This window comes from Providencia zhijiangensis (assembly GCF_030315915.2).
Classification (GTDB): domain Bacteria; phylum Pseudomonadota; class Gammaproteobacteria; order Enterobacterales; family Enterobacteriaceae; genus Providencia; species Providencia zhijiangensis.
The window spans coordinates 735,469-750,711 of record NZ_CP135990.1; the positions used below are offsets into that span (position 1 = coordinate 735,469).

Below are 15,243 nucleotides of genomic sequence, written 5' to 3' on the forward strand. Positions count from 1 at the left end.
TCGGCAACTCTTTAGTCGAGCATCATATTGATGTTCAGGTTGTACATAATCCACAGAGAGCCAATAACAACGATACCGATGATTAGCATAGTGAACAGGAATGCAATCAGGTTCCAGCGCTCATCTGATGATGTATTCATGTGTAAGAAACAAACAAGGTGTACAAGGATTTGCACAACAGCCATTCCAACAACAGTTGCTAGAATAACGCCTTGTGAAGCTGTTCCATTCATCACCATCCAGAAAGGAATTACAGTCAGGATAACTGACAGAATAAAGCCAATCAGGTATGTCTTAACGCTACCGTGGCTTGCTCCAGTATGAGCATCTTTTGCATGACTCATTTAAATAGCCCCCAGAAGATAAACAACGGTAAATACACAGATCCAAACAACATCTAAGAAGTGCCAGAACAGGCTCAGGCAGTTCAGACGGGTTTTGTTAACCGCAGTCAGACCACGACGACAGTTTTGGATAATCATCAGAATGATCCAAACCAGACCACAAGTTACGTGGATACCGTGAGTCGCAACTAATGCGAAGAAAGCAGATAAGAAACCACTGCGATCTGGGCCGTAGCCTTCAGCGATCAGTTCGTGGAACTCATAAACTTCCATAATAACGAAGCCAAGACCAAATAAGAAAGTAATGAACAGCCATAAGTTAACGGCAGCGACTTTCTCTTTGTGCATTGCAATCATTGCAAAACCGTAGGTGATACTACTGAATAACAGTAAGAATGTTTCACCTAATACGAACTGCAAACTAAAGATGTCTTTACCAGCAGGACCGCCAGCAGTGCCATCAGATAAAACCACGTAAGTTGCAAACAAGCTAGCAAACAGGATCAGGTCACTCATTAAGTAGATCCAGAATCCGAATACTTTGGTTGCACCCGCATCGTGGTGCCCATGCTCTGCATGGGCTACATTATGATTAGTCATTGTATTAGTTGACATCGTTCACACCTGCCTTACGTAATTCTTCAAAGTGCTTATTCTCGATTTGTTCGATTTCAGCCACAGGTACGTAGTAATCAACATCTTCGTCGAAGCTTTTTGCAATCCAAGTAACAATCATGCCACCGAAACCAACGATTGCCAGCCACCAGATGTGCCAGATCATTGCGAAACCAAAAATCAAGCTGAATGCAGCGATGATAACGCCAGCGCCTGTATTTTTCGGCATATGAATTTCTTCATATGAAGTAGGTTTCTTATGAGCGATACCTTTCTCTTTCATATCCCACCAAGCATCGCGAGTTTGAATCTGTGGTTCAACAGCGAAGTTGTAGAATGGTGCCGGAGAAGAAGTTGCCCACTCCAGAGTACGTCCACCCCATGGGTCACCGGTTAAATCACGGTTTTCATGGCGGTCACGGATACTCACGATAATTTGGATAACTTGGCAAGCAATACCCAGAGCAATCAGACCAGCACCACACGCAGCTGCAACCAGCATACCGTGATAGGTTGGGTCAATATTTTGGCTCAGACGACGGGTCATACCCATAAAGCCAAGGATATATAACGGCATGAATGCTAAGAAGAAACCAGTGATCCAGAACCAGAAGGCACGAACACCCCATTTCTCATTTAGCGTGAAACCGTAAGCTTTCGGGAACCAGTAAGTCATACCAGCGAAGCATCCGAATACCACACCACCGATAATAACGTTATGGAAGTGAGCAATCAGGAACAGGCTGTTGTGCAGAACGAAGTTCGCACCTGGAACCGCTAACAGAACACCAGTCATACCACCCACAGAGAAGGTGATGATAAAACCGATAGTCCATAACATTGGTGATTTGAACTCGATACGACCTTGGTACATGGTGAACAGCCAGTTGAAAATCTTAACCCCTGTAGGGATTGCGATAATCATCGTAGCGATACCAAAGAAGGCGTTAACGTTCGCACCTGAACCCATCGTAAAGAAGTGGTGTAACCAAACGATGAAGGACATAACGGTGATAACGATGGTTGCCCACACTAGTGAGGTATAACCAAACAGACGCTTTTTCGAGAAGGTTGCTGCAATTTCTGAGAACACACCGAACACTGGTAGAACAAGGATATACACCTCAGGGTGACCCCATGCCCAAATCAGGTTGATGTACATCATCATGTTGCCGCCCATATCGTTAGTGAAGAAATGGGTGCCCAGATAACGGTCTAATGTCAGTAACGTGATGGTCACTGTCAGAATTGGGAATGCTGCAATAATCAGGATGTTGGTACAGAATGCTGCCCAGCTAAATACTGGCATTTTCATCATCGACATACCCGGTGCACGCATACGGATAATGGTCGCGAAGAAGTTAACACCTGTTAATAGCGTACCGATACCGGATATCTGTAGACTCCATATCCAATAATCGACCCCGACCCCCGGGTTGTACTCCAAGCCGGACAGAGGAGGGTATGCTAACCAACCAGTTTGTGCGAATTCACCTACCCCTAATGAGATGTTGATTAACACAACACCCACTACGAAGAACCAGAAGCTCAGGGAGTTAAGGAATGGGAATGCAACGTCACGGGCACCAATTTGCAGAGGAACAACTAAGTTCATCAAACCAACAACAAATGGAGTTGCCATGAAGAAAATCATGATAACGCCGTGCGCTGTAAAGATTTGATCATAGTGGTGAGGGTTTAAGAAACCTTCTTGACCCGCTGAAGCCAGCACTTGCTGACCACGCATCATGATAGCATCCGCGAATCCACGGAATAACATCACCATCGCAACGATGATGTACATAATACCAATTTTTTTGTGGTCAACAGAGGTTAACCACTCTTTCCACAGCCATTTCCACTTTCCGAAATAGGTGATTGCACCGACTAAGCCAAGTCCACCGAGGACAATGGCAATCAGCGTAATAACGATAATCGGTTCATGAAGTGGAACTGCGTCCAGTGTTAATTTTCCAAACATGCCCTTATTCCTCAGCGCCTGCATGAGCATTATGGCTCATATGCATTGAATGACCTGTAGATTCTTGCGCTTGAGCAGTGTTGCCCATGTGCATAGAATGATTTGCTTCATTATTCGCATCTACAGGAGCGTGACCTTTATGGTGCTCATGACCAAACTTCATAATGATGTCTTCATAAAGTTTAGGTTTCACGCTAGAGAAGTAGGTAACAGGAACGTTCATGCTAGGTTTAGCAACTTCGTCGAATGCCTGCATCGTATCCATAGTTTTTGGTGATGCTTTTACTTTCTGTACCCACTCATCGAAGCCTTGGCGATCTGCTGTTGCAATAGCATTGAACTTCATATCTGAGAACCCGTGACCGCTATAGCTTGCTGAGAAGCCTTTATAGGTGCCTGGTTCGTTAGCGATTAAGTGAAGTTTTGTCTGCATACCCGCCATCGCGTAGATCTGTCCACCTAAAGATGGGATGAAGAATGAGTTCATCACAGAATCAGACGTGATTTTGAAGTTTACAGGAACACCAGTAGGGAATGCGATTTCATTGACTGTAGCAATGCCTTGATCTGGATAGATAAAAATCCATTTCCAGTCAGCTGAAATAACTTGAATGGTGACAGGTTCCTGATCACTAACTAATGGCTGATACGGGTCCAGCTCATGAGTCGTTTTCCAAGTGATAGCACCCAGAATAATGATAATAATGATAGGAACTGTCCAGCAGACTAACTCAATTTTGTTAGAGTGAGCCCAGTTAGGACGGTAGGTAGCTGACTTATTGGACTCACGATATTTTACAGCGAAGATAATCGCCATGAAAATAACAGGAATCACAACAAGGAGCATCAAACCAATTGCAATAAGAATCAGTTCTTTTTGTTTTACGCCAACGGCGCCTTTCGGATCCATCAACACCATATCACAACCGCCTAATAATAAGGCTGCTGCAACAAGTGAGATTGCTCCAATGCTTTTTTTGTAGTTCATAAGTCTCATCCACGACCCCAAATGACAAGAATCTAATTGTCGTTTCATCAGTGCGGGCATTTTACGGTAAGGTTGTGCGAGTGTAAATGATTGTAAGGTAAAGAAACGGAAATGTTAGCTCTTTATGTTAATATGATCACATGTAAAGCTTTTGCTTCTAAAAAGTTAAAATTGCTGCTAATTATAGGTATGTTTTGATAAAACAGTATGAATACTAAATTATCTTGGTAATTTTTCAAAGAAAAATATATACAAAATTGACAAAAAAATGTGAAAACTGCTTGGATTGTTAAGATATTCCGTAGGGGAAATTACTGATTATATTGCCGATAAAGTGAAATTGACTACTTTACCGGCAAAATAATAAAGAAAAATTGTTACATTTTTGAAACTAAAGGAAATATGTTAAAAATATAAACAATATTTCCTTAGTCACTAGAAGTTATACTTTAATGTATAAATGATTGCATCTTGGTAGAAATCATCACCTAACTTATTGTCAGCATAACGATATTGAACACCAGCAGCTAAATTTGGTGTGGCGTTCCACCAGAAAGCTAATGCACCGTTCACGCCATCACGCCCACCGTTGCCATAACGCTCATGACGTGCAAATTCCATTTCATGCCAGTTAGTGATCATGAAATCTTCTTGGAACATTTTGAAGTTATAACCAGCAACCCAACCAACTACATAGCCGTTATTACCGGAATAATAGGTTTGGTCAACATAGTGCAAAGCCACGAAAGGCTTGAACCACAGATCACCAATCGAGGTGTTATAACCAATACCATACAGTGTGTTGACTTCGTGGAAGTTGCCGCCGTGTTTGTCACCCGGTAAAGACCAAGTGCCATAAACGTGGCCGTATAAGTTGAATCCAGTATCTGCGATATAGACTCGAGCTGTTGTTTTTAGTGTATAACGCTGGTTTTTGCCCGGATCTTCATGCTGTTTATTAAATGGGTTTTCAACATCAAAGAAACCATATAATTCACCCCAATTGAAATTAGCGCCGCCTTCTAACTCGAAGTAAGCGAAATCTTCCTTATGGGTTGTATTTTTAGATTTATTTTCTGTATGACGGGACCAGTCGAGATAGTTCACGTTGATATCTGCGAAACCATTCTGATACCCAAGAAAATTTTCAGCATTCGCGGTTCCTGCCAATGATGCTAGAGCAGCAGCACAGAGTAGTGTTTTTTTCATAAGACATTATTTTCGTTTATGTATTAATAAAAATTAGTTGTTACGCAAATTTTTAGCTTGTCAACTAACCATCCTCAAACATGTGAGATATTAAGCTTTCAATTTGTAATTAAAAAATCAATTTCAGAGAATGGGTGATCAAAATCACATTTTTATCAATCTTTAAGCGATATTTGCTAGAGAGATCTAATTTGATAAAAAAGGAGAGATTCCCCAAATTAATTAGTTTAACTTGGGGAGGTTGTGAACTTGATAGAATGAAAATTAATCTGAAATATCAGAGTGACTTATGTTTTATGGCTTTACGGACAGCGAGGAAGTCGAGGGTTCCACCAACAATAAGGCTGATAGCGCCAATGGCTATACCTATGTTAAATATGAGATTCTGATAAGTCGGGAGCGCTAACCACAGGGATGTATGGGAAGTAAACAAGTAAACTTTCACCCCTGCAAATGATGTGATTAGTAAACTAATCAACCAAACTGCCAGGATAGATGCTGCTGCCATTAGCACATAAACCGCGATTTTATATTCTCGAGGGAAAAACTCTCTGCGTTGAAACTCTCCCGTATCTTGGGTGTATAACAACGAAGTTCGGCAAGCGAGTAACAATAAAACCCCCGGTACTGCAACACCAATGGAAATTAAGTAGAACATTGGCCAGCCATAGGTACTGACAAAAATACTTGCGACGGGACCGATATAGACACGGCCTACAGCTGATAATGCTGAAAGCAAGGCAAATTGGGTGGCCGATAAAGACTTATTACATAAGGTCATTAACAAGGCGACAAATGCCGCAGTTCCCATTCCTGAAAAGATATTTTCGAGGAATATAATGGATCCCATGCTGATAATATTTGGCGGTGTTACTGCAAGGAACCAGTAGCCAATATTCGAACCACCTTGGAGAACACCGAAGACGAATAATGCTTTAAATAGGCTCATATTTTTCATCAGATACCCCCCAAATAGGGCTCCGATGATTGTCGCCGCCATACCAACGGTTTTATTTACTGTACCCACCTCGCTTAAACTAAAGCCAAGAGCATTGAGTAAAAAGTTAGTATTTAGCGCCATAACGAAAGCATCTCCCATCTTATAAAAGATGAGAAGCAACAAAATCAGCCATGCGTTATTTCGGCTAAAAAACTCGGCAAGTGGCTCATAAATAGCATCTTTTAACGAAGTTGGTGGGGCGGTATTCTCTTGAGGCTCTTTCGCAAAAAGTGTTGCGAATATCCCAATAAACATCAGGGCTGCCATGACTAAGTAAAGCTGTTGCCACGTTAAGAATTTATCAGCAAGCCAAAGAGCTAATCCCCCAGAAACCAGCATACTGATGCGATAGCCCATGACAGATGTTGCTGCACCAATACCTCGCTCTTCTGCGCTTAATAAATCTGTTTTATAGGCATCAAAGACAATATCTTGGGATGCGGAACAGAAGGCTACAGTGACTGCTAGCGCAGCTAACCACCAAAGATGTTCCGACGGGTTCATAAAACTCATGCCTGCAATGCTAATAACAAGCAAAATTTGTGTTGTTAACAACCACCCTCTGCGACGCCCTAAAAATGGAGGCGTATAGCGATCCATCATGGGGGACCATAGAAATTTTAAAACGTAGGCCTGACCGACGAGAGAAAAGAAACCGATGGTTTTAATGTCAATTTTTTCAACGGTTAACCAAGCTTGTAATGTTCCAGCGGTTAATGCCAAGGGCAACCCTGAGACGAATCCCAGTAAAATTAAGGTAACATTATTGGGCAGTGTAAATCTGGGCAGTGTAAAACGTGGCATTATTCCCTCATCGCCTGATGCTGGTGTATTACGTTGCGCGAAGAATGGCGCAGTAGAAAGATAAAACAACCCAAGCTATTAGTATTAAAGAAATAACTTGGGTTCGTAGGAGAAAGCAGACTGCTTTTGGCTAATCTCTGATGAACCAGAATGATATTAGTATGAAATCATTCTTGATACGCGATTAATATCGTGAATTTTGTCTGATAAAATCGGCCAGTTCTTGGTCTTTTGCCATATCTGAAATTAAATCACTTAAAGCAAGGTTAATCGCCGCAGCAATTTTCTCATTAGTTGCGCCTAATGCTCCTTGGGTATTGTAATTACGGCTATAAGTCCGGCTTTTGGTTGAGCCATTTGGCGCGGTAGCATTAACGACAACGCTGGAATTAACCGTAATATTATGACGTAAACTTCCTTCGCTCACTTGCGTGTTCAATTTGTTTAATTGAACCACTAAGTTGATATTGGCGGGAGAAGTCACCATGAAACCACGAGCGGCCATCTGCTTTTCTACCGCTTCTTGCATTAGGTAACGCGGATCGCGAGAGGGATTAAGTACCTCTAAAGTGCCATTTCGATTAATTTCAGCCAATGAGCGATTTGTACGGTTATCAATGCTACTCACGCTAATTGAAGTCGCATTGAGTGTCGGGTTCTTGGCTGGTAATGCAATCTTAGGTTCGAGGGACAGCGTATTAGACGGTGCAGTACAGCCCGCTAATAGAAATAACGCAAAAAGTGGAAAACACAGTTTTCTTAACATAATTCTTCCCAGTTCATCTTTCCTAATTGAAAATGTTCCGTTATGGTTCGGGGTGCAACAACTCACACTATTAGACAACAGTTTGAGAAAAAATTCGCATAAATGTGCAGTTGATGAACATTTTGTATTCCCAGACCATAGTTTCAATAATGTAGATGCTATTATCCGCTATTTCTATAATAAGAAGATAGTTGCCAGCAGAGTGATTGGGTGATTTTTTTTCAAATGTGCCGCCGCATTTTTTAATTAATTTAGGAGTCTCTATGGAGGCCAATATGCCACAAACTATGCAGTCTCGCGTGAGTGAAAAGCTACAGTCTGCATTTGAACCTGAACATATGGAGGTGATTAATGAAAGTCATCAACATAATGTGTTACCTGGTTCAGAGAGCCATTTCAAAGTGGTTTTAGTCAGTGATAAATTTGAAAACAAACGTATGATTGGTCGTCACCGTGAAATTTATGCTATTTTGGCTGACGAGCTTGCAGGTGGGATCCATGCTTTAGCTTTACACACTTATACTCCGAAAGAGTGGGATGAATTAGCGAGTACAGCGCTAAAATCGCCTGCTTGTCGTGGTGTTGGTGGTGTGAATCGCTAATCAAATGTCTTGATGACACATGAATATCAATAGTGTGTTTATCGAGTTGCTGTAAGTGAGCGTTTTTTCCTCAATTTGAGAGAGAAAAATGAATTTTTAGTCAGAAAAGTCACAAATAAAGAGGAATGATCGCTTCTTTTATCGGCTTTTCTCGACTCAGGGCGCATGCATCGGTATAATGCTGCGTCTAATTTTCAGTAAGGTTTCGGGACGCTTCTGATATCAGGGATGACCGTTATGAAAGTAACGCCCCCGGTTCTGGAAGGGAGATTGCCATTATGATTTAATGGCATAACTCTGGAGTAGACCGATCACTAAGATTTATTTTGAGGTAAGAAGATGCAAGTTTCTGTTGAAACGACTCAAGGCCTTGGGCGTCGTGTAACAATCACCGTTCCTGCCACTGATATTGAAAAAGCGCTGAATAGCGAGCTGGTTAATGTTGCTAAGAAAGTCCGTGTTGATGGCTTCCGTAAAGGGAAAGTACCAATGCATATCGTTAAACAACGTTACGGTGCGTCTGTAATGCAAGACGTTCTGGGCGATGTTATGCAACGTAACTTTATCAATGCAATCATTGAACAAAAAATCAACCCAGCTGGCGCGCCAAGCTACAAGCCAGAAATGTTCGAAGACGGTAAAGACTTCGTTTACGCGGTTGAGTTCGAAGTGTACCCAGAAATCGAATTAAAAGGTTTTGAAACTATCGAAGTTGAAAAACCAGCAGTAACCGTGAAAGACGAAGACCTCAACGACATGCTGGAAACTCTGCGCAAGCAACAAGCACAGTGGAAAGAAGTTGAAGATGCAGCGGCTGCTGATTCACGTATCACTATTAACTTCACAGGTTCTATCGACGGTGAAGAATTCGAAGGTGGTAAAGCTGAAGACTTCGCACTGGTTATGGGTGAAGGTCGTATGATCCCAGGCTTTGAAGAAGGCGTTGTTGGTCATAAAGCGGGTGAAGAATTCGATATCGAAGTTAACTTCCCAGAAGATTACCATGCAGAAAACCTGAAAGGTAAAGCGGCTAAGTTTGCTATCGTTCTGAAGAAAGTTGAACAACGTGAACTGCCAGAATTTACTGAAGAATTCGTTAAGCGTTTCGGTATCGCTGACGGTTCAGTAGACGGTCTGCGTGCAGAAGTTCGTAAAAACATGGAACGTGAGCTGAAAAATGCAGTTCGTAACCGTGTTAAAGCGCAAGTTCTGGACGGTCTGGTTAACGCTAACGAAATCGAAGTCCCAGCAGCAGTTGTTGATGGTGAAATCGATGTTCTGCGTCGTCAAGCTGCGCAGCGTTTTGGTGGCAACGAAAAACAAGCGATGGAATTACCACGTGAACTGTTCGAAGAACAAGCTAAACGTCGCGTAATTGTTGGTCTGCTGTTAGGCGAAGTTATCCGTACTAACGAGCTGAAAGCTGACGAAGATCGCGTTAAAGCGCTGATCGAAGACATGGCTTCTGCTTACGAAGATCCATCAGAAGTTATCGAATACTACAGCAAAAATGAAGAGCTGATGAACAGTGTTCGTAACTTAGCATTAGAAGAGCAAGCTGTAGAAACTATTCTGGCAGCGGCGAAAGTAACTGAAAAAGAAACTAACTTCACTGAGCTGATGAACCAAGTTCAAGCTGGTTAATTTTTCTTTTTAGCAGTACAAAGCAAAACCCGTGGTGTTTCACTGCGGGTTTTTTGTCAATTAGCGTCGTAATATTTAGACTTTGTGCAAATCATCTTGAAAATTACATTTAAACCCTAATTATAATAAGAGTCATCAAGATATCGTTCGCTAGATGATGTTGGGATTTTTGTGTGGAACACATTTTTCGACAGTATAAAACCGTGTAACTAGATAGACTTGTGTTAAACTCTTTAACAGAGCGTCTTGCCTACCGCAGTGTTTTCAACTGTATTCTGGCTTAATTCTTTAGCGACTTTTTAACCAATATTTTAAAAAGTGACTAAAATAATGAAGTAAGCGAAGAGCATAAGCAGGCAGACACAACTAACTTCGAAAGAGTGTTTTTTAGAAATATTGTTTTTGAGAAATATTGTTTGTAGCACGATCCCTGCCCAAAATGGCGGACAGACAGCAAATTAGGCGCAAGCACCAGAAAGTTTTTAATAGGAGATTTCGATGTCACATTTTGGCGGTCAGGAGCAGTTAGCATCCCAAATGGCACTTGTGCCAATGGTTATCGAGCAAACCTCTCGAGGTGAGCGCTCATATGATATTTATTCACGTCTCTTAAAAGAACGTATTATCTTCCTAACCGGTCAGGTTGAAGATCATATGGCGAACTTAATTGTCGCTCAAATGCTATTTCTTGAAGCAGAAAACCCAGAAAAAGATATTCAACTTTATATCAACTCACCAGGCGGTGTGATCACTGCTGGGATGTCAATCTACGACACCATGCAGTTTATCAAACCTGATGTGAGCACTATCTGTATGGGACAAGCGTGCTCAATGGGTGCGTTTTTATTAACCGCAGGTACAAAAGGTAAACGTTTCTGCTTACCAAACTCTCGCGTCATGATCCACCAACCATTAGGTGGCTATCAAGGACAAGCGACAGACATTGAAATTCACGCTCAAGAAATCTTGAAAGTGAAATCGCGTATGAATGAATTGATGGCCCAACATACTGGGAAATCCATCGAAGAAATTAGTCGCGACACAGAGCGTGACCGTTTCTTATCAGCAAATGAAGCTAAAGAATATGGTCTAGTTGATCATATTTATACCAGCCGTTAATTTGCGAATATTTTGATATAATTAATTTATATCTTAAAGGTTTTGAAAATTTCTTGCCTTGTTTTACTGCGTAAGCCTGATAAAACAAGGCATTATAAATATAAGTGAGGTCTACTGATGACAGATAAACGCAAAGAGGGGGCAGGTAAATTGCTGTACTGTTCTTTCTGCGGAAAAAGTCAGCATGAAGTGCGTAAGCTGATTGCCGGTCCGTCAGTCTATATTTGTGATGAATGCGTGGATTTATGCCTTGACATCATCCGTGAAGAGATCAAAGAACTGGCTCCGCATCGCGATCGTAGTGAATTGCCAACTCCCCACGAAATCAGACAGCATCTTGACGACTACGTTATTGGTCAAGAAAAAGCGAAAAAAGTGTTAGCGGTTGCTGTTTATAACCACTACAAACGTCTACGTAATGGCGATAAAACCAGCGATGGTGTTGAATTAGGCAAAAGTAACATTCTGCTCATTGGCCCGACAGGTAGTGGTAAAACGCTATTAGCGGAAACGTTAGCTCGCTATTTAGATGTGCCATTCACTATGGCGGATGCGACCACATTAACTGAAGCGGGTTACGTGGGTGAAGACGTTGAAAATATCATCCAGAAGCTGCTACAAAAATGCGATTATGATGTTGAGAAAGCTCAGCGCGGTATCGTCTATATCGATGAAATTGATAAAATTTCTCGTAAATCCGATAACCCATCCATCACGCGTGACGTATCAGGTGAAGGGGTGCAGCAAGCATTACTGAAACTGATTGAAGGCACCGTAGCTGCGGTTCCGCCGCAAGGTGGCCGCAAGCATCCACAACAAGAGTTTTTACAGGTTGATACCTCGAAAATTCTGTTTATCTGTGGTGGTGCATTTGCAGGGTTGGATAAAGTTATTGGCCAGCGTCTGAATACTCGTTCAGGTATTGGCTTTGCGGCGCAAGTTAAAGGTGAATCAGAGAAGGCAACTGAAGGTGAATTACTCACTCAAGCGGAGCCTGAAGATCTCATCAAATTTGGCTTGATCCCAGAGTTTATCGGTCGTCTACCTGTGGTTGCCACATTGACTGAACTGAGTGAAGAAGCACTGATTCAAATCTTAAAAGAGCCGAAAAACGCATTGACTAAACAGTATCAAGCTCTGTTTAACCTTGAAGGCACTGAATTAGAGTTTCGTGAAGAAGCATTAACGGCGATAGCGAAAAAAGCGATGGCGCGTAAAACCGGTGCTCGTGGCTTACGTTCGATCGTCGAAGCTGCTCTACTTAATACCATGTACGATCTACCTTCAATGAGTGATGTTGAAAAAGTGGTTGTAGATGAAAATGTGATTAATGAACAGTCAGAACCGCTGTTAATCTACAGCAAACCAGATGCTCAAGCCTCTGGCGATAATTAATTTCTTGTCTGTGTTCAATAAGTAATCAAATTAAATGAGGGGTAACCCTCATTTTGTTTTTTATGCTTAACTAACCATTGAATGCTAAAATCTTGTCCCCATATAGTTTATATTCTTAGTTGTGGTTTCCTTATTTTGAAAGAACGCTGTTTATATCGCAGTGTTTTACAAGAATTTTTTCTGTTATAAGCAGAAACCCTTAACTGGCGTGTGCTAAACGAAGAGAGAGCTTTATGAATCCAGAGCGTTCCGAACGCATTGAAATACCAGTATTGCCTCTGCGTGATGTAGTGGTGTACCCACATATGGTGATCCCACTGTTTGTTGGACGTGAAAAATCCATTCACAGTCTGGAAGCAGCAATGGATCATGATAAGCAAGTGATGCTGGTTGCGCAAAAAGAAGCCTCAACCGATGAACCTGGGGTGAATGATCTATTTACTGTTGGGACAATTGCGTCTGTGATTCAGATGCTGAAACTACCTGATGGTACCGTTAAAGTGTTAGTTGAAGGACTACGCCGTGCTCGTATTACTAGCCTGACTGATAACGGCGAGTATTTCTTAGCACAAGCTGAATACCTAGCGAATGATGGTGCGAAAGCGGCTATCTACGATGACGCATCAAAAGCACCTAGCACTGCGGAATTGGTTGATGAAAAAGAGCAAGAGGTTTTATATCGCACTATCGTCAGCCAGTTCGAAAGCTACATCAAACTGAACAAAAAAATTCCACCTGAAGTTCTGACTTCACTGCATGCGATTGAGCAAGACCAGCTAGATAAACTGGCTGATACGATTGCTTCACATATGCCGTTAAAGCTGGCAGACAAACAGCGCGTTTTAGAAATGGCAAACATTGCTGAGCGTGTTGAGTTCCTGATGGCAATGATGGAATCAGAAACTGAGTTACTGCAAGTTGAAAAACGCATTCGTAACCGCGTGAAAAAACAGATGGAAAAAAGCCAGCGCGAGTACTATTTGAATGAGCAAATGAAAGCGATTCAAAAAGAACTTGGCGAAATGGATGATGCTCCAGATGAAAACGAATCGCTGAAACGTAAAATCGAAGAAGCGAAAATGCCAAAAGAGGCACAAGAAAAAGCCGAAGCTGAATTGCAGAAGCTGAAAATGATGTCTCCAATGTCAGCTGAAGCGACTGTGGTTCGTAGCTACATTGACTGGATGGTTCAGGTTCCGTGGCATAAGCGCAGCAAAGTCAAAAAAGATTTAGTGAAAGCGCAAGAAGTGCTCGACACAGACCACTATGGCTTAGAGCGCGTTAAAGATCGTATCCTTGAATACCTCGCGGTTCAAAGCCGTGTTAGTAAAATCAAAGGGCCAATCTTATGCTTAGTCGGGCCTCCAGGGGTTGGTAAAACGTCTCTGGGACAATCTATCGCGAAAGCGACAGGGCGTGAATATACCCGTATGGCTCTGGGTGGGGTTCGTGACGAAGCAGAAATCCGTGGTCACCGCCGCACTTATATTGGTTCAATGCCGGGTAAACTTATCCAGAAAATGGCGAAAGTTGGGGTTAAAAACCCACTATTTTTACTGGATGAAATCGACAAAATGTCTTCAGACATGCGTGGGGATCCTGCATCAGCACTGTTAGAAGTGTTAGATCCAGAGCAAAACGTTGCATTCAACGACCATTATCTGGAAGTTGATTATGACCTGTCTGACGTGATGTTCGTGGCGACATCGAACTCGATGAATATCCCTGCACCATTATTAGACCGTATGGAAGTGATCCGTCTGTCTGGTTATACCGAAGACGAAAAACTGAATATTGCTAAGAGACATTTACTATCTAAGCAAATCGAGCGTAATGCCTTGAAAAAAGGTGAATTATCTATCGATGATGGCGCAATTATGAGCATCATTCGTTACTACACTCGTGAAGCTGGTGTGCGTGGATTAGAACGTGAAATTTCTAAACTGTGCCGTAAAGCAGTGAAAGCGCTGCTGATGGATAAAAAACTGAAGCATATTGAGATCACGGCAGATAATCTGAAAGATTACTTAGGTGTTCGTCGCTTTGACTACGGTCATGCTGATACCGAAAACCGTGTAGGGCAAGTGACTGGCTTAGCATGGACAGAAGTGGGCGGTGATCTACTGACCATAGAAACTGCCTGTGTACCGGGTAAAGGTAAATTAACTTACACCGGTTCTCTGGGTGAAGTGATGCAAGAGTCAATCCAAACTGCACTGACAGTGGTACGCGCTCGTGCAGAAAAACTGGGTATCAATGGTGACTTCTATGAAAAACGTGATATTCACGTTCACGTACCAGAAGGGGCAACACCGAAAGATGGTCCAAGTGCGGGTATCGCAATGTCAACGGCACTGGTTTCTTGCTTAACAGGTAACCCTGTAAAAGCGGATGTGGCGATGACCGGTGAAATTACGTTACGCGGGTTAGTATTACCAATTGGCGGGTTGAAAGAAAAGTTACTGGCAGCTCATCGTGGTGGTATTAAAACAGTTCTTATCCCTGATGATAACAAACGTGATTTAGAAGAAATCCCTCAGAATGTGATTGCTGATTTGCAAATCCATCCTGTTAAGACAATTGAAGAAGTCCTCTCATTAGCATTAGTCAATCCTCCTTTTGGGGCTGAAGTGGTCCAAAAGAAAGCTAAAAGAGTGAGCTGAATCAAGAAGTTTGTATAAAATTAAGGCTGACAGCTAATTTAGGGCTTGTCAGTCTTTTTTTTCGTCGCTACTTTAGCGAAGATTCTGATAATGGTTAGCGTGCTATCTGTTTT

12 protein-coding genes are annotated in these 15,243 nt (G+C 42.1%); 5 read left to right on the forward strand and 7 right to left on the reverse strand.

Annotated features, from left to right (window positions below):
* Window positions 1–11: 11 nt before the first annotated feature.
* The 7 genes from QS795_RS03210 to QS795_RS03240 all read right to left on the reverse strand — a co-directional run bounded on the left by QS795_RS03210 (window position 12) and on the right by QS795_RS03240 (window position 7,707).
* Window positions 12–344: a cytochrome o ubiquinol oxidase subunit IV gene (locus QS795_RS03210; protein ID WP_006657209.1), complete on the reverse strand. Its 333-nt coding sequence runs from the start codon at window positions 342–344 to the stop codon at window positions 12–14.
* Window positions 345–959 (reverse strand): cytochrome o ubiquinol oxidase subunit III, encoded by a 615-nt coding sequence (locus tag QS795_RS03215; RefSeq protein WP_286272133.1) that lies wholly within the window; start codon window positions 957–959, stop codon window positions 345–347. It abuts the gene before it with no gap.
* Window positions 949–2,940 carry a cytochrome o ubiquinol oxidase subunit I gene (cyoB, locus tag QS795_RS03220; protein WP_036953892.1) on the reverse strand — a complete coding sequence of 664 codons (1,992 nt, stop codon included), beginning with the start codon at window positions 2,938–2,940 and terminating at the stop codon, window positions 949–951. Before cyoB ends, QS795_RS03215 begins: the two co-directional genes overlap by 11 nt.
* 4 nt (window positions 2,941–2,944) lie before the next feature.
* Window positions 2,945–3,937 (reverse strand): cytochrome o ubiquinol oxidase subunit II, encoded by a 993-nt coding sequence (gene cyoA, locus QS795_RS03225; protein ID WP_036953895.1) that lies wholly within the window; start codon window positions 3,935–3,937, stop codon window positions 2,945–2,947.
* A gap of 426 nt (window positions 3,938–4,363) precedes the next feature.
* Window positions 4,364–5,137, reverse strand: a complete 774-nt coding sequence (locus tag QS795_RS03230) for a nucleoside-specific channel-forming Tsx family protein (RefSeq protein ID WP_132496189.1) — start codon at window positions 5,135–5,137, stop codon at window positions 4,364–4,366.
* 277 nt (window positions 5,138–5,414) lie between these two features.
* Window positions 5,415–6,941: a muropeptide MFS transporter AmpG gene (gene ampG / locus QS795_RS03235; RefSeq protein WP_318626843.1), complete on the reverse strand. Its 1,527-nt coding sequence runs from the start codon at window positions 6,939–6,941 to the stop codon at window positions 5,415–5,417.
* Between the two features lie 184 nt (window positions 6,942–7,125).
* The gene (locus QS795_RS03240; RefSeq protein ID WP_286272136.1) at window positions 7,126–7,707 is read right to left on the reverse strand and encodes a YajG family lipoprotein; all 582 of its coding nucleotides are present in this window, start codon (window positions 7,705–7,707) and stop codon (window positions 7,126–7,128) included.
* Between the two features lie 263 nt (window positions 7,708–7,970).
* Between QS795_RS03240 and bolA the strand changes: the two genes are divergently transcribed.
* The 5 genes from bolA (at window position 7,971) to lon (ending at window position 15,130) form a co-directional block, all read left to right on the forward strand.
* Window positions 7,971–8,309, forward strand: a complete 339-nt coding sequence (gene bolA / locus QS795_RS03245; RefSeq protein ID WP_154637981.1) for a transcriptional regulator BolA — start codon at window positions 7,971–7,973, stop codon at window positions 8,307–8,309.
* Between the two features lie 339 nt (window positions 8,310–8,648).
* Window positions 8,649–9,953 carry a trigger factor gene (gene tig / locus QS795_RS03250; protein WP_154602731.1) on the forward strand — a complete coding sequence of 435 codons (1,305 nt, stop codon included), beginning with the start codon at window positions 8,649–8,651 and terminating at the stop codon, window positions 9,951–9,953.
* 498 nt (window positions 9,954–10,451) lie between these two features.
* Window positions 10,452–11,072 (forward strand): ATP-dependent Clp endopeptidase proteolytic subunit ClpP, encoded by a 621-nt coding sequence (gene clpP, locus QS795_RS03255; protein ID WP_006657219.1) that lies wholly within the window; start codon window positions 10,452–10,454, stop codon window positions 11,070–11,072.
* A gap of 117 nt (window positions 11,073–11,189) precedes the next feature.
* Window positions 11,190–12,467, forward strand: a complete 1,278-nt coding sequence (gene clpX / locus QS795_RS03260) for an ATP-dependent protease ATP-binding subunit ClpX (RefSeq protein WP_286272137.1) — start codon at window positions 11,190–11,192, stop codon at window positions 12,465–12,467.
* Between the two features lie 233 nt (window positions 12,468–12,700).
* Complete coding sequence (lon, locus tag QS795_RS03265) at window positions 12,701–15,130, forward strand: endopeptidase La (protein ID WP_154637982.1); 2,430 nt, start codon at window positions 12,701–12,703, stop codon at window positions 15,128–15,130.
* Window positions 15,131–15,243 lie beyond the last annotated feature (113 nt).

Bases quoted from the DNA above. Each gene is read 5' to 3' on its own strand.
- cyoA (WP_036953895.1), bottom strand. From the start codon at position 3,937: ATGAGACTTATGAACTACAAAAAAAGCATTGGAGCAATCTCACTTGTT.
- ampG (WP_318626843.1), bottom strand. From the start codon at position 6,941: ATGCCACGTTTTACACTGCCCAGATTTACACTGCCCAATAATGTTACC.
- QS795_RS03210 (WP_006657209.1), bottom strand. From the start codon at position 344: ATGAGTCATGCAAAAGATGCTCATACTGGAGCAAGCCACGGTAGCGTT.
- lon (WP_154637982.1), top strand. From the start codon at position 12,701: ATGAATCCAGAGCGTTCCGAACGCATTGAAATACCAGTATTGCCTCTG.
- bolA (WP_154637981.1), top strand. From the start codon at position 7,971: ATGGAGGCCAATATGCCACAAACTATGCAGTCTCGCGTGAGTGAAAAG.
- QS795_RS03230 (WP_132496189.1), bottom strand. From the start codon at position 5,137: ATGAAAAAAACACTACTCTGTGCTGCTGCTCTAGCATCATTGGCAGGA.
- tig (WP_154602731.1), top strand. From the start codon at position 8,649: ATGCAAGTTTCTGTTGAAACGACTCAAGGCCTTGGGCGTCGTGTAACA.
- QS795_RS03215 (WP_286272133.1), bottom strand. From the start codon at position 959: ATGTCAACTAATACAATGACTAATCATAATGTAGCCCATGCAGAGCAT.
- QS795_RS03240 (WP_286272136.1), bottom strand. From the start codon at position 7,707: ATGTTAAGAAAACTGTGTTTTCCACTTTTTGCGTTATTTCTATTAGCG.
- cyoB (WP_036953892.1), bottom strand. From the start codon at position 2,940: ATGTTTGGAAAATTAACACTGGACGCAGTTCCACTTCATGAACCGATT.
- clpX (WP_286272137.1), top strand. From the start codon at position 11,190: ATGACAGATAAACGCAAAGAGGGGGCAGGTAAATTGCTGTACTGTTCT.
- clpP (WP_006657219.1), top strand. From the start codon at position 10,452: ATGTCACATTTTGGCGGTCAGGAGCAGTTAGCATCCCAAATGGCACTT.